General features: G+C 71.4%; 13 protein-coding genes. 4 read left to right on the top strand and 9 right to left on the bottom strand.

Annotated elements, in window-relative coordinates; genetic code table 11:
• Window positions 1–532: 532 nt before the first annotated feature.
• Together NAEX_RS04155 and NAEX_RS04150 are read right to left on the bottom strand one after the other, a co-directional pair.
• A complete protein-coding gene (locus NAEX_RS04155) occupies window positions 533–2,926 on the bottom strand; it encodes an AAA family ATPase (RefSeq protein WP_170135444.1) in 2,394 nt (797 codons plus the stop codon).
• Window positions 2,927–3,065: 139 nt separating this feature from the next.
• On the bottom strand, window positions 3,066–4,271 hold the full coding sequence (locus tag NAEX_RS04150) for a hypothetical protein (protein ID WP_096326220.1): 1,206 nt from the start codon (window positions 4,269–4,271) through the stop codon (window positions 3,066–3,068).
• A gap of 68 nt (window positions 4,272–4,339) precedes the next feature.
• Here NAEX_RS04150 and NAEX_RS04145 point away from each other — a divergent pair, with 68 nt between their 5' ends.
• Window positions 4,340–4,957, top strand: coding sequence for a gamma carbonic anhydrase family protein (locus NAEX_RS04145; RefSeq protein WP_096326219.1), 618 nt, complete (start codon window positions 4,340–4,342; stop codon window positions 4,955–4,957).
• Between the two features lie 85 nt (window positions 4,958–5,042).
• Here NAEX_RS04145 and NAEX_RS04140 read toward each other — a convergent pair whose 3' ends face one another.
• Both NAEX_RS04140 and NAEX_RS04135 read right to left on the bottom strand, forming a co-directional pair.
• Window positions 5,043–5,537 carry a hypothetical protein gene (locus NAEX_RS04140; protein ID WP_143141310.1) on the bottom strand — a complete coding sequence of 165 codons (495 nt, stop codon included), beginning with the start codon at window positions 5,535–5,537 and terminating at the stop codon, window positions 5,043–5,045.
• A gap of 86 nt (window positions 5,538–5,623) precedes the next feature.
• Window positions 5,624–6,127, bottom strand: coding sequence for an Lcl C-terminal domain-containing protein (locus tag NAEX_RS04135; protein ID WP_096326217.1), 504 nt, complete (start codon window positions 6,125–6,127; stop codon window positions 5,624–5,626).
• A gap of 104 nt (window positions 6,128–6,231) precedes the next feature.
• Here NAEX_RS04135 and NAEX_RS04130 point away from each other — a divergent pair, with 104 nt between their 5' ends.
• Window positions 6,232–6,831 carry a hypothetical protein gene (locus tag NAEX_RS04130; RefSeq protein ID WP_143141309.1) on the top strand — a complete coding sequence of 200 codons (600 nt, stop codon included), beginning with the start codon at window positions 6,232–6,234 and terminating at the stop codon, window positions 6,829–6,831.
• A 2-nt stretch (window positions 6,832–6,833) separates the two neighbouring features.
• Here the strand turns inward: NAEX_RS04130 and NAEX_RS04125 are convergent, their stop codons facing one another.
• Window positions 6,834–7,256 (bottom strand): tyrosine-type recombinase/integrase, encoded by a 423-nt coding sequence (locus NAEX_RS04125; protein ID WP_096326215.1) that lies wholly within the window; start codon window positions 7,254–7,256, stop codon window positions 6,834–6,836.
• Window positions 7,257–7,264: 8 nt separating this feature from the next.
• Here NAEX_RS04125 and NAEX_RS47255 point away from each other — a divergent pair, with 8 nt between their 5' ends.
• A complete protein-coding gene (locus NAEX_RS47255) occupies window positions 7,265–7,687 on the top strand; it encodes a hypothetical protein (protein ID WP_143141308.1) in 423 nt (140 codons plus the stop codon).
• A gap of 44 nt (window positions 7,688–7,731) precedes the next feature.
• Here NAEX_RS47255 and NAEX_RS04120 read toward each other — a convergent pair whose 3' ends face one another.
• The 4 genes from NAEX_RS04120 to NAEX_RS04105 all read right to left on the bottom strand — a co-directional run bounded on the left by NAEX_RS04120 (window position 7,732) and on the right by NAEX_RS04105 (window position 12,816).
• Window positions 7,732–8,121 carry a hypothetical protein gene (locus tag NAEX_RS04120; RefSeq protein WP_096326214.1) on the bottom strand — a complete coding sequence of 130 codons (390 nt, stop codon included), beginning with the start codon at window positions 8,119–8,121 and terminating at the stop codon, window positions 7,732–7,734.
• Window positions 8,122–8,221: 100 nt separating this feature from the next.
• Window positions 8,222–9,463, bottom strand: coding sequence for an ISL3 family transposase (locus NAEX_RS04115; RefSeq protein ID WP_096326213.1), 1,242 nt, complete (start codon window positions 9,461–9,463; stop codon window positions 8,222–8,224).
• A 178-nt stretch (window positions 9,464–9,641) separates the two neighbouring features.
• Window positions 9,642–10,679, bottom strand: a complete 1,038-nt coding sequence (locus NAEX_RS04110; protein ID WP_096326212.1) for a M23 family metallopeptidase — start codon at window positions 10,677–10,679, stop codon at window positions 9,642–9,644.
• Entirely contained in the window at window positions 10,564–12,816 is a 2,253-nt protein-coding gene (locus NAEX_RS04105) for an NAD(P)/FAD-dependent oxidoreductase (protein WP_096326211.1), read from the bottom strand. Before NAEX_RS04105 ends, NAEX_RS04110 begins: the two co-directional genes overlap by 116 nt.
• A 152-nt stretch (window positions 12,817–12,968) precedes the next feature.
• Between NAEX_RS04105 and NAEX_RS49570 the strand changes: the two genes are divergently transcribed.
• Window positions 12,969–13,700, top strand: a complete 732-nt coding sequence (locus tag NAEX_RS49570; protein WP_170135443.1) for a hypothetical protein — start codon at window positions 12,969–12,971, stop codon at window positions 13,698–13,700.
• Window positions 13,701–13,738 lie beyond the last annotated feature (38 nt).

The following is a 13,738-nucleotide window of genomic DNA, read 5'->3' as shown; positions in this document are numbered from 1 at the left end:
GGCCGGCGATTTCAGCGCGTCGGCGAGGTTGGGGGATCGGGCGCGAAGGTCGGGGGCGCGGGGAGGCTGTCGATATGTAAGGTGCGCGTGATGGTCGTGGGCGCGCGGCCCCGGTACCGGAGCTCGATGCTGCCATCATTGCGGCGAGACTCGGGGCAATGGCGGCGGGTGATTCGTCGCAGTCGCTGCTGCGTCGGCTCGCCGGCGAGCGGCGCGGGACTCGGGCCGGCGAAAGCGTGCCGACGCGGGGACGCGCCGACGTGGATGTCCCGAGAGACATCTCGAGTGTCTTTGAGGACATGTTTCGGCGCTCGCTGCGTTCGCGGCGGCCGAAGCGTCGGCGCACCGCGGCGCCTCCGGGGGGCGGTGGGTCGTCCATGCCGATGGGAGGAGCGGACGTCCCGGCGCTCGACAGCGCCTCACGGTCGCGGGCAGACGCCGTCCATGCGTGCCGGGAGACCTCGGCGCTCGGCAGCGCCTCGAGGGCGCTGCCCGGTCGTCGAGGCGTGCGAGGCCGGAGCTGCCCCGGCGGTCAGGTGCGTGAGGGCGTGGCGAGCCGGCGCAGGCGGGCGATCCGGCGCTCGACGCGGCCGTAGACGGTGCGCTCGGGGTAGCGGAAGGCGGCGGCGTCGTCGTCGGGCTCGGTCGGGGTGCCGGCGGGCTCGCCGAGGATGAGCTCGACGCCCTCCTCGACGGTGCTGATCGGCCAGATGAAGAAGCGCCCCTGGGCGATCGCCTCGAGCACGTCCTCGCCGAGCACGAGGTTGCGGACGTTGCTCTCGGGGATGATGACGCCCTGGGTGCCGGTCAGCGCGTGGGCGCGGCAGACCTCGAAGAAGCCCTCGATCTTCTCGTTGACGCCGCCGACCGGGAGGACCCGGCCGCGCTGGTCGACGCTGCCGGTGACGCCGATGTCCTGGCGCGCGGGCAGGCCCGACAGGCTCGAGAGGATCGCGAACAGCTCGGCCGTCGAGGCCGAGTCGCCCTCGATCGGCGTGTAGGTCTGCTCGAACACCACCGAGGCGCCGAAGCTGAGCGGGAAGTCGCGGGCGAACCGGTCGTGCAGGTAGCCGCTGAGGATCAGCACGCCCTTGCTGTGGATCGGGCCCGACATCTCGACCTCGCGCTCGATGTTGAGCGGGCCGTGGCTGCCGGCGTAGGTGACGGCGGTGACGCGGCTGGGGCGGCCGACCGACTGGAAGCCGTCGCTGACGACGGCGAGGCCGTTGATCTGGCCGACGCTCTGGCCCGAGACCTCGACCCGGATCAGGCCGTAGCGGTGGAGGTCGAGCAGGCGGTCGCGCATCTGCCCCTGGCGGTCCTGCATCAGCCGGAACGCGGCCCGCAGGTGCTCCTCGGTCAGCTCGTCGGCGCCCTTGGCGAGCGAGGTCGCCTCGGTGATGAGGTCGCTGAGCAGGCCGAGGTTGGTGGTGAGGCGGTGCTGGTCCTCGGCCAGGCGGGCGCCGTACTGCATCAGGAAGGCGACGGCGCTGCGCGAGCAGCGGGACAGGCCGCGGTTCGAGGCCAGCCAGGCGGCCACGCCGGGGTACACGCGCAGACCTTCCTCGAAGGACATGTCGTCCTCGAAGTCGGCCCTGATCTTGAACAGCCGGCTGAACTCGGGGTCGAGCTCCTGCAACTGGTGGATCAGGTCGGGGTCGGCGACGAGCACGACCTTGACGTCGAGCTCGACCGGCTGGATCCGCAGGCTCGGGCCCTCGTCCTCCTCGTGCGGCTGGATCGCGCGGGCGAGCAGGCAGGCCTTGAGGTGCTCGTAGACGGCCTCGCGCTTGACCAGCGCCTCGGCGTCGATGATGAGGAAGCCGCCGTTGGCGCGGTGCAGGTCGCCCGCGAGGATCGTGCCGGGCTCGGGGTAGCGGCTGTCGTTCGAGCCGGCGACGACGCGGCCGAACAGGCCCGAGAGGGTGACGTTCTGCGCGTGGATGATCGGCGCGACGTCGTCCGGGCGGCTGGTGACGAGCAGGGTCGGCACGACCAGGCCGGCCGGCAGCGGCACGCTCGTCAGCGGCAGGTGGTGGCCCTCCTCGAGGTGGTAGACCTGCTGCAGGTGCTCGTGCAGCCGCTGGCTGTACTTGCGCACCTGCTCGGTCGGCAAGGCGCGCTCGGGCACGGCGGCGAAGCTGGCGGCGATGTTGTTGCGCAGCGCGGCGCGCTGACGCTGCAGCAGGGTCTGCTGGATCTCCGCCTCGAGCAGCGCGAGCTGGCGCTGGGTCTCCTCGACGTGCGGGCGCACGGCCTCGATCGCGTCGAGGACCTGGCGGTTGAGCCGGGCCTCGGCCTCGGTCGTCTCGGCCTCGCTCGCGGCGTCGGCGGTCGGGCCGTCGCCGCCGGGGGTCTCGTCGTCGTCGTCGTCCTCGAGCGGGACGAAGTCGAAGCCGTCGTCGCCCGCGACCAGGCCGAGGCCGTGCTCGGCGGCGATCTTGCTCAGCTGGTCGTGGATCTTGCGCTCGGCGGCGCTCTGCTCGCGGTGGATCTCGACCTGCAGCCGGTGGCGGACGCGGCCCTCGAACACCTCGTGGACGGCGGCCTCGAGGCGGGCGTGCAGCTCCTCCATCGCGCGGACGAAGGCCGGACCTGCTCCTGCGGGCAGGAATGCAGGGACAGGTTCCAAAGGCCAGCGAGGATTGACGAGCAGGACGAGGTCGCGCGGGGCGGGGCGGCGGCGGGCCTCCTCGCGGGCGAGGGCGACCGCGGTGAAGGTGCGGCCGGTGCCGCGGCGGCCGACGACGGCGACGTTGAAGCCGGGGGCCCGCTCGGCGAGGCCGCGGCGGAGGGCCATGGCGGCGCGGTTCTGCGGGGCGATCCGCAGGTCGAGCACGAGCTCGGCGGGGCCCTCGGGCAGGGCGTCCTCGCGGACGGTGACGGTGCACTGCTCGGGGCCGAGCGGGGAGACCTGGCGGGTCACACCCGCGTCGGCCGCGGCGGCCGGCGGGCTCAGCTGCGCGATGACGGACGTCGACGCGCCCGCGGCCGGGGCGCCGCGAGGGGCGCGACCGGAGCGGGGGCGGGTCGACTTGGGGCTCGGACGGGAGCGCGAGGGCATCTCAGCTCGCCGGCGCCGGCTCGGGTGCCTTGTCGGCGACGGGGGCGTCGCCGCCGATCGCGGTGATCGTGCGGGCGATGTTCTGCCGCTGGTCGGCGTCGGTCTCGGGGTGCTCGCTGAGCTCGCGGAGGATCTGCTGCATCAGCGTGCGGGTGTCGGCCGGCCCGGCGTTGATGAGCTGCTCGAACTGGGCGGTGCAATCGTCCTCGTCGCCGCGGGTGCGGAGGATCCGGATCACGCAGGTGTAGGCCCACTCCGGCGCGCGGTGGTAGAGCGAGGGCAGGCCGGCCAGCAGCACGCCGAGGTAGGCGTCGAACTTCTCGAGGACGTAGAGGATGTTCCAGTAGACCCCGTGCGGGTCGTTGTCCTCGAGCAGGTCGAGCAGGCGCGGCAGCACGGCCGGGTCCTCGATCTGCTCGAGCAGCTCGACCAGCGGCGGCAGCTCCTCGCGGATCTCGGTCTCGGTGCCGAACTGCGCGAGGTGGTGGATCCGCTGCAGCAGGCCGCTCAGGTTCTCCAGGCTGGGGGGCGGCGGCTCGTCGTCGAACTCGTCGTCCTCCTCGGCGATCTCCAGGACGCTCTTCTTGCGCTCGGCCGGCGGCGCAGCGGGCTGAAGCGTGAGCGGGGACTGCGGCGCAGCCGGCGCGGCCGGGGGGACGCGCGTCAGCGCGGCCTCGTCGAGCTCGCTGCCGTCGTCGGCCTCGGCCCCGTCGTCCTCGATGTCGGCGCCTTCATCTTCGTCGCCGTCGCCTTCGGCCTCGACCTCGACCTCGTCGAGATCGTCCTCGACCTCGACCTCCTCGGCCGGGGCCTGGGCCTCGTCCTCGTCCTCGTAGTCGGGCTCGCGGGCCTTGGCCGGCTTGCGCGCGGGCTTGGCGACCTCGGCCGGCTTGGCCTTGGTCGCCTTGGCCGGCGCCTTGGCCTTGGCCTCGGTCTTGGCGGGCTTGGCCTTGGCGGCCTTCTTCGGCTCCTCGGCCGCCTTGGCCTTGGCGGGCTTGGCCGGGGTCGCCTTGGCGGCGGCCTTGGCGGGCTTGGCCGCCTTGGTCGGCTTCTCGGCGGGCTTCGCGGCGGCGACCTTCTTGGCCGCGGCGGGAGCCTTCTTGGTCGCTGCCTTGGCGCCGGCCTTGGCCTTGGCGCTGGTGCTCTTGGCGGCCGTGGCCTTGCTGGTGGCCTTTTTGGCGGGTTTGGATCGCGTCGACGCTGCCACGGGGCTTTTCTACGCGATCGTACGCGGGGATGGCAAGCCCTCGAGCGAGAGGGGTAGACTCCGGGGCCATGGCGTCGCGAACAGTGGTGGATTCGGTCGTGCGCGTGGAGGCTCCGCCGGCGGGTGCCGCGGCGGCCGAGGCCCGCGCCAGCGCCCTGCGTGCCCGCTTTCCCGGGGCCATCGTCGAGCGCTATCTCGACCGCGCGCCCGAAGTGGGTCAGCGCGTCCGCATCGCCGCAGGCGCGGCCGTGATCGGCGACGTGCTGCTCGCCGACGACGTGAGCGTGTGGTACGGCTGCGTCCTGCGCGGCGACGTCAACCGCGTCGAGATCCGCGAGCGCAGCAATGTGCAGGACGGCACGGTGATCCACCTCGGCGATCGCGATCCGACCTTCGTCGCCGAGGAGGTCGTGATCGGCCACCGAGCGGTCGTCCACGGCTGCCGGATCGGCGGCGGCACGCTGGTCGGGATCCAGGCGACCATCCTCGACGGCGCGGTGATCGGCGAGGGCTCGATCGTCGGCGCCGGCGCGCTGGTCACCGCCGGCACCGTGGTGCCGCCGCACTCGCTCGTGCTCGGCGCCCCCGGCAAGGTGATCCGCACGCTGACGGCCGCCGACGAGGCGATGCACCGTGGCCTGGCGCACAAGTACGTGCGCCTGGCCCACAACTACCGCGTCGGCTGAGGCGAGCGCCGGGCGCGCGGCAGCGAGCGGACCCGAGGTCGACGGCGAACCGGCGTGCGCCGCCGGCGAGGCGCGAGGTCGATCGTCAACCGGCCGAAGTGCTCGAGGTCGAGCCGGCGGTGCCGGTCGTGGTGGTGGTGTCGCCGGTCGTGGTCGAAGTCGTGGTGTCGCCGGTCGAGGTCGAGGTCGTGGTGGTGGTGTCGCCGTCGGTCGTGGTCTCGCCGGTGCTGACCCCGAGGTCAGGTGGCTCGCAGATGCCGTCGGCGATCCGGCAGCGCAGGTCGCCGCAGCAGGACTGGTGATCGATGCACCAGCGGGTGAGGTCGAGCGCGCCGATGCAGGCGCTCTCGTCGGCGCACTGGGCCGGGCCTCGCTCACCGCCGAGCTCGCCGGTCGTCGGGCCGTACTCGGCGACGCAGATCGCGTCGGTCTCGCAGTCGCCGCTCTGCATGCAGCCGGTGGTGCTCGAGCTGCCGGTGCCGGCCGTGGCGGTCGCGCCCGCCGTGTCGCCCTCCGTCACCGCCGGCAACGACGGCGGACGACAGGCGGCGAGGACGAGGACGACGGCGAGGCGACGCACGCCGAGGACGATAGCAAACCCGCGCGCGCGGCTCGAACTCCGCCCGGGCCGCCGCGCGAGGAGCACCGAGAGCGCCGGCGTCGCGGTCACGGCTCGAACACGCAGCGGACGCGGAACGGCTTGCGGTCGCGCGGGATGGTGGTCTCCTGGCCCGACTTCGGGTCGACGATCCAGGCCTGCGCGGCGTCCTCGGCGAAGGCGGTGCGGGTCCAGTGGAAGCCCTCCGCCTGCTCGAGGCCGGCGATCTCGCCGAAGCGCTTGACCTCGTCGCGGTCGGGCAGGCGCCAGTGCTTGAAGCCGCCGAGGTCGAGGTCGCGGCAGTGCGTCTCGCCGGCGGGCTGCAGCAGATCGGGGCAAGGATGGCCGGCGTCGCAGCGCTGGACGTAGCGCGGCTGCTTGCGGTCGGCCAGCAGGGCAGCCCCCTCGGGCGGGGCGGGCGGGTTCATTTTGGGCTCGGCGAACGGCTGGGCCTTGGCCGGCGGCTCGGCTGCCTTGGCCGGGGGGGCGTCGGCCGGCGCAGGGGCGGTCTTGGCCGCTTCGCTGCCGCAGGCGACCAGGAGGACGAGGACGGGGAGCGATCGCGCGATCACGGGGGCAGGGTAAACAAGGTCGGGGCCGATTGGGCAGGCCGACGAGGGCGCGAAAGCGCGCGAGGAGCGGGGCGGCGGGGACGAGTTGAGGTATGGTCGCGGGGATGACCGGCACATCGATCGCGCTGCTGTGGGCGCTGGCGGGCGAGCCTGCGAGCGCCGAGGCGGCCGCCGGCAAGCGCGAGGCGGGGTCCGGCGAGGTCGTTCGCGCGGGCGAGGCGGCGAGCGAGGATTATTCGCGCGCGCCGGGGGTCGAGGTGCCGCCGGCGATCGAGGCGCGGCTGGCCGAACTGGCGGCGGCGTTCCGGCGGGCGACCGGGAAGCCGCTGGTGATCACCGACGGCACGCGGCGGCCCGAGGTGCAGGCAGAGCTGATGCTCCGCAACCTCGAGCGCGGCGACGACGTGGTCCGCAACTACGCCAACAAGTCGGCGGCGAAGGCGGTCGCGGAGGCCTACGCGAAGGCGCGCGCGGGCGGACGCGCGGCGGTGCTGGCGGCCTTGACGGAAGTGATCCGCACGCAGGTGGCGGCCGGGGACTACGTGTCGAAGCACCTGCGCGAGGGCGCGGTCGACGTCCGCTGCCTCGACCTCGACAAGCGCGAGCGGGCGATCCTGAAGAAGCTGGCGAAGGCCCGCGGGATCGCGGTGGTCGACGAGAGCCGCACGAGCACGCCGCATTATCACCTGAACTTCGTGCGGTGAGTCTAAGTCCTCGGACTTCTCCTCGGATTCGAGATGTTCGGCTCCGAACCGTGCTGTGGTGCCCGTGTGGTGCCAGTTGCAGGTTCGAGCGCGTCCATCGCACGGCGTTCCGCGCCGCGGATCAGGTGTAGGTAGGTCAGCGTCGTCTTGATGTCGCGGTGTCCCATGAGCTGCTGGACCGTGCGCACGTCGACCCCGCGGCTGAGGAGCCGCGTGGCGAAGGTGTGGCGCAGCACGTGGGCGTGGACGTGACCGAGGCCCGCGGCTCGGGCCGCGCGCTCGATCAGGTTGGCGATCGCGTCCGGCGTGCATTGGCCCTGGCCGTGGACGCTGTCGCGGGTGATCACGTCGGACCGCGTCAGGTCCAGACTCTCCAGAGCTGCCAGGCTCCTCGTGCAAGGGATGCGCCGGGTGCGCGTGCCCATGCTCGGACATGAATATCGCCGTTCGTGACGGCATTCCGAGAATCAAACGCCGCAAGGATTTGGAGGCCGAGTCGGCGGGGTACAGCCTGTTGGGGTCGCTCTTGCGACAGGAGGCCAAAGTGGTTGGAGTATACGAATTCACGCCGGTGATTTTCAGTGGAACCGCGGGCGGGGCCGGTGAGTACCATGCTTCGAACGACCCTGATCGTCCGGAAGAACACATCATTGATGCAGGCATCCCGGCTGGCGCCCGGATTGTCGAAGCTTGGTACACGGCATTCCACAACATCGGCGCGCTGGTCACTTTCGCGCTGATTGACGTCAACAGACACAACGACCGACAAGTGCGCCTCAGCGCTGCGAGTTATGTAAATCAGAATCAGCGCATCCGCCTGAAAATCCATGTTCTGTACGAAATGGCCGGGCCTTAACCCCGTGCGGCGGCAATGTTGCGCTGAAGCGGGCAAGGCGGGCCTCACTTCCACGTGGGCGTCAGGCCCTTCGGGGGGAGGTCGGTGTTCTTGAGGCCCAGCTGCTTGAGGTCCTCGTCCATGCGGCCCTTGATTGCCTGGAAGAGACTGCCGGCCGGGTCCTCCTGCAGCTCCTTGGGGCTCGCCCAGCCGAGGCGCACGCGGTAGTTGTCCTCGGGCGCCGGGGTGCCGCTGGCGAACACGGTCGGGTAGAAGGTCACGATCCGCTGGTAGTACTTGGCGGCGAAGATCGCCGCGACGATCGGGTCCTCGACGATCGTGTCGTCGTCGTTCAGGTAGGGCGTGAAGTCCTCGTCGAGCCCCGCGCCGCCCACCGCGAGACCGGCCTTCACCACGAAGCGCTGGCGCGTCAGGTAGGCCGCACTCTTCGTCACGGCGGTCCTTGTCGTTGGAAGGCCCCGAGAATCCTCTCGGGGTGGTGAGACCACCTCCTAAAATTTTGGCTCTTCAGGGTTTGTGGTGGATACCGCTGACTCAGCGCGTGATCCCGGCAGGATAGAGGTCGAGGCCGCCGAGGTGGAAGTAGATCGCAGCTCGGAAGCGGTCGCGGTTACGGAAGCCGCGGGCGACGTACTTGAGCTTCTGGATGACCGAGTTAAGGCCCTCGGCAGAGGCGTTGGTGATCCGTTCGGTGGCTGCATGGATGATGCCGCCGAGGTGATTTTTGACCATGCGCGCGGCGGCCTTCATCGGCTCCAGGCGAGAGCGGATAGCCCAATCGTACCACATGCCCCATTGGTCCCGCATGTTGCTCGGCGAGGTGTGCTCCCAGACCTCCATCGCCGCCTCCTTGAGCGCCCACGCGCGGGCCGTCCGCAGCGAGCTCGTCCGCAGCGCCTCGAAGTCGTCCCAGACCTCCTTGCTCATCCGTTCGGGGTTGCGCAGCCAGAGGTACTTGGTGCCCTTGAGCCGGTTGTCGCCGAGGCCGTGGAGAGCGCGGTGTTCCTCGCGTCGCACGTGGTCGACGGCTTGACCGAGGCGCGCGGCGACGTGGTACTTGTCGAAGGCGATCTTCGCGTCGCCATCGGGGATGGCCTCGCGGACAGCTTGAATGTAGGGCTCGTGCATGTCCATGACGACCACGGAGACCGCAGCCCTCTCTGGGCGCGAAAAGCCGCTCAGGAAGCTCTTGAGGGCCCCCTTGCCGCGTCCGTCGGCGACGTGGATGACCCGCTTGCTGGCGGACTTCGGGTCATGCACGATCGTGACGTACTCGTGGCGCCGCTGGAAGGAGGTCTCGTCGACGGCGAGCATCTCCGGCAGCGCGACCTCGCGGCGCTCGAGTCCGCGTTGTACTGCACGCTCCTGGACGCCGGCGACCTGATCCCACGAGAGCCCGAGGCGCTCCGCGACCACTGCAATCGGCGCATCGCGGAGCCAGTCGATCACCAGCGCCTCGAACAGCGCGGTGAGCCGAGCGCTACCGTCCGCCCACGAGACGCGCATCGTGAGCGTACCGTGCTTCGGGCACGACGTCCGCGGTACGCCGGCTTCGATGATCGTCCGATACTGACACGTATCGAGGTGCCGCCATCGGCGAGTCCGCGTATCGTGACGGGGAACAGCCTGGCCACACTCCGGGCACGTCGTCGGCACATCGGGGTCGTGCTCGACCTCGATGACGATCTGCCCCTGCCCGAGCTGCAGCTTCACCGCAGCAACTCTCCAGGGAGCCTCGATACCGAGAATTCGGGCGTAGAGTTCGGTCTCTGCCATTTCGCGCACGATATCACGGCGCGATTTCGCGCGCAACCTACGCCACCCTCAACCCTGAAGAGCCAAAATTTTAGCAGCGCTCGGGACATCGCCCTGCCGAGGACCTCGCGGCGGAGGTTCCGCTCACGTTGGTGTCGAGCGGCAGGCGGCCGTCGTCGCTGATCGTGGCCCGATTTTGTCAGGGACAGTTCTGCGAGGTGACGACTTCTCCGCCCTCGGGGACGCCGTCGGGGGCGACGTCGACGAACTGGACGGCGATCGACTGGCAGAACGCCTGACCGCAGCCCTCCTGGCGGGCGACGTGCGCGTGGGGGCCGGTCGACCAGCCGGTCGAGCCGGTGAGCCCGACGACGGCGCCGCGTGGGACGTATTGACCGACCGCCACCGAGACCTGGCTCAGGTGAGCATAGTTCGAGGTGGTGCCGTCAGGGTGCTGCAAGGTGACGTAATTGGCCGAGTTGATGCACTCCATGCCGCCGCCGTCGTAGCAGGGGTCGCCCGGCATCGTCCCGCCGTAGGCGTGAGACACCGTGCCCTCCTCGATCGCCATCAGCGGCGTGCCCAGCGCGAGACCGAAGTCGAAGGCGTAGGCGGCCGCGCCCTGATGGCTGAAGGGGCCGAAGTTGCCCTGCGTGACCGTGGCTGTGGTGCCGCACTCGAGCGGCAAGAAGTAGCCGGCCGCCGAGGGCTCGTCGAGCGTGCACTCGACCCATGCGCCGAATACATAGCCCTCGGGCCAATTGCCGGCGACCTGATACCAGGTGTCGACGGCGTCGATCGCCTCACCCTGCACGATTGCCAACACGTCGACGATGGCCCCGCTGGCCAGCGACCCCACCGGCGCCATCGCGGTCGACGGCTGCGGCCGCACATTCAAGACTTCGCCCGGCGGCACGAGCACGCGCACGCGCGGACACGAGGGGTCCGGGATCACGCCGGAGGTGGTGCCGGGGCCGGTGGTGGTCGTCAGGTCGGTCGGATCGGGACCGGTCGAGTCAAGACCGCTCGTGCTGCTCGCGTCGGTCGTCCAGCCGGAGGTCGACGCGGTCGTCGGCTCGTGCGCGTCGGTGGTGCTGCCCGGCGCGGTGGTGCCCGAACTGCTATCGCCCGTCGGACCCGCGCTGAGGGTGGACCACGCCCCGGTGTCGCCCCCGTGGTCCGGCGAATAACAGGCGGGAGCGAGGAGGACGAGCAGCAAGGGAGGACGGAGGCGCATGAAGCCGGGACCTACCGGAACTTGCGCGCGCGTTCAACCCCTGCAGGTGCCGGCTCACCGGAGATGGCCTTTGAGACATGTCTGTCGCGGCGAAGCTGGGACACGGCGGCGGGTGGGCCGCGGCGGCTGGAAGTGCAACCTCCCCAAACTCGACATCGTCGACGTGGACTGCACGCCAGCCGTTGGGGCAGGACCAGCCGACCTGAGCGGCCCGCGGGCGCCCGGCCGGCGCGAGCGCCTCGTCGATGATGGACTTCAGGACATGTCGATTTGGGCACGCGAGGCGGGAGGTGCTCCGGGGCGCCGGATATGTCTCTGAGGACAGGTCAGCCGGCGGCTCGCTCGGGGCGGGCGAAGGCGCGGGCGACCAGGGCCTCGAGGGCGGCGGCGTCGTGGTCGCCGGGGACGCGGCCGAGGGTGCGCTCCATGTCGCGGACGATCGGCGGGAGGGCGCGGCGGCGCTTGCCGCCGACCTCGGCCTCGGAGGCGATCCGGTCGGCGGGGGGCGCCGCGGCCAGCTCGGCAGGTCGACGGCGCGGGCGAGCTCGTCGCGCTGCTCGGGGGCGAGCTCGGCGAGGGCGCGCAGGGCCAGCTCGCCGAGGATCTCGCCGGCCAGCGCCAGCTTGTCGCGCATGTAGGCGTGGGCCTCGTCGGGGCTCATGTCGCGCACGAGGTCGAGGTAGAGGCTGGCGAGCATCGACGGGATCACCGGCAGGACGACGTGGACCGGGCGCGGGGTGTTGTCGGCGCGGCGGGCCCACTCGCTCAGCAGCTTCTGGGCGCGGAACTGCAGCGCGGCGAACTCGCGGCCGAGCAGCTCGAAGCGCTCGTGCTGGTCGGCGGGCAGCTTGAAGAGGCCGCGGAAGAAGTACTGGCAGACGAACGACCAGTAGACGAAGTCGTCCCAGTAGACCTTGGCCGGCAGCACGCGCGGGCTGCCGTAGACCGGGGCGGCCTTGCGGTAGGTCTCGCAGGTGGTGTCGAAGAACTGCAGGTAGACGCGATCGAAGCGCTCGGCCGCCTCGGCGACGTCGCCGCCGCGGTGGCGGACCTTGAGGATCTCGACGGTGAAGGAGGCGGCGAGGGCGATGAAGTCGGAGCCCGGCGAGTAGAAGGGGTCGGAGAAGGCGCCGGCGTCGCCGATCAGCGACCAGCGCTGCGGCGAGAACATGCGCGCGGTCGCGTGGCTGTAGTGCTTGAGGGTCAGGAAGTCGACCATCGGCAGGTCCTTGATCTGGGCGAAGCAGCGCGGCTCGTGCTTCTCGACCCAGGCGAGCGCGCGCTCGCGGGTGCGGACGGTGTCGAACGGGTGCAGCTCGTCGTGGACGACGATGCCGATCGAGGTGTGGTCCTGACCGTCGTCGCCGGCGGCCAGCGGGATGTACCAGAGCCAGTAGCCGGGGCCCATGAAGTGGACGGTCGAGTACCAGCGGATGTGCTCCGGGTCGCGCTGGTGCCACGCGGTGGCGCTCTGGGGCACGAGGTCGGCGACGTCGACGCGGCCGGGCACGCGCCACCAGGCGGCGTTGGCGAGGTGGCCGCTCGGACGGGTGAGGCCGAGCTTGGCGCGGAGCAGGCCGCGGCGGCCGGTGGCGTCGACGAACCACCCGGCCCGCACGGTCCGCGGGTCGCCGCCGCCGTGGGTCTCGAAGTGGACGAGGTGGTCGCCGTCGCCGTCGGCGAGCTCGACGTCCTTGACGACGCAGCCCTCGATCAGGGTGACGCCTGCCTCTTCGTTCATGTCCCGAAGGTCCTGTTCGAGGCGGCCGCGGTCGAGCTGGAACGACGGCACCTTGGCCCGCTCGGGCGGGCCGATCTCGGTGCGGTCCTCGAGCGCGTGGGTGTGGCCGCCGCCGGGGTAGAAGCGCAGGCCGTTCTTGAGGTAGTGCCTGGCCCGCAGGTACTCGTCGAGGCCGAGGACGACGCTGAAGAACTGCGAGGCCAGCTCGACCGAGGACTCGCCGACCTTGTGCGCGGCCACGGGCAGCGGCCGCCGCTGCCGCTCGATGACGCAGACGGTGGCCTCGGGGAGCTCGCGGCGGAGCAGGCGCGCGAGGGCTTGGCCGGCGAGCCCGCCTCCGCCGATCACGACGTCGAAGCGCGAGGGGAGCGACGAATCAGGGCGTTCTTGGGACATGTGCGCGAGAGCGGGGGGGAGGATAGCGGAGGGCGTCGCCGGTGGTGCGTGCGTTCTCGCGCCGGCAGGCGCGGCGGACCGGTCGGCGATCGCCGGGGCGAGGCTCGACGATGGCCGTTCGCCGGGCTCGCCGCTCGGGATATCCTCGATCCGTGGTGGCTCGTCGCGTCGTGTGGGTGTCGGTCCTGCTCCTCTCTTCGGCGTGCGGCGAGGCGGGCACCGGCTCCGGCGGCGACACCGCGACCGCGGGGACGACGACCGGCGCGACGACGACCGCCACCACGAGCACGAACCCGACCACCTCGACGTCGGCGACGCCGACGAGCGGCGGCTCGGCGACCGAGACCGGGACGTCGGCGCCGACGTCGACGAGCGAGGCGACGACGGCGGTGACGGGGACGGGCGATCCGCCGACCAGCACCGGGGTGACGACGACGAGCGAGCCGGGGACGACGACGAGCGGGAGCTCGACGACGTCGACGAGCGAACCCGGGACGACCGGCGAGCCGTCGACGACGCGCTCGGGGTCGACGACGACCACCACCGGGGCGGTGGACGAGCCGCCGCCGCCGCCCGAGATGCTCGCGGGCTGCCAGAGCTGCGCGTGCTGCGATCCGTGGTGGATCTCGTGGGACGAGGTGCCCGGGGCGACGCACTACGTGGTGCGCTGGAAGTGCTCGGTCAACCCCGAGCAGGTCCACGACGTCGGCGCGGTGACGATGATCGCCGACGTGTGCAACGACCTCGACATGTGCAACGGGATGTGCGCGTTCACGGTCGGCTACATCCGCGTCGAGGCCTGCGACGAGGACGGCTGCTCGCCGCCGGTCGACATCCCGGCGCCGGGCGTGCCGATCACCTGCGGCGGCGGGTGCTGCTGCTGAGTCGCTCGCGAGAGGACCGCATGGGCATGTTGCGAAGG

Source organism: Nannocystis exedens (assembly GCF_002343915.1).
GTDB classification, from domain to species: domain Bacteria; phylum Myxococcota_A; class Polyangia; order Nannocystales; family Nannocystaceae; genus Nannocystis; species Nannocystis exedens.
Note: the sequence above shows the minus strand (reverse complement) of the source record. Positions and strands in the feature narration are given on the sequence as shown.

Bases quoted from the DNA above. Each gene is read 5' to 3' on its own strand.
- NAEX_RS04145 (WP_096326219.1), top strand. From the start codon at position 4,340: ATGGCGTCGCGAACAGTGGTGGATTCGGTCGTGCGCGTGGAGGCTCCG.
- NAEX_RS04130 (WP_143141309.1), top strand. From the start codon at position 6,232: ATGACCGGCACATCGATCGCGCTGCTGTGGGCGCTGGCGGGCGAGCCT.
- NAEX_RS04125 (WP_096326215.1), bottom strand. From the start codon at position 7,256: ATGGGCACGCGCACCCGGCGCATCCCTTGCACGAGGAGCCTGGCAGCT.
- NAEX_RS47255 (WP_143141308.1), top strand. From the start codon at position 7,265: ATGAATATCGCCGTTCGTGACGGCATTCCGAGAATCAAACGCCGCAAG.
- NAEX_RS04115 (WP_096326213.1), bottom strand. From the start codon at position 9,463: ATGGCAGAGACCGAACTCTACGCCCGAATTCTCGGTATCGAGGCTCCC.
- NAEX_RS04110 (WP_096326212.1), bottom strand. From the start codon at position 10,679: ATGCGCCTCCGTCCTCCCTTGCTGCTCGTCCTCCTCGCTCCCGCCTGT.
- NAEX_RS04105 (WP_096326211.1), bottom strand. From the start codon at position 12,816: ATGTCCCAAGAACGCCCTGATTCGTCGCTCCCCTCGCGCTTCGACGTC.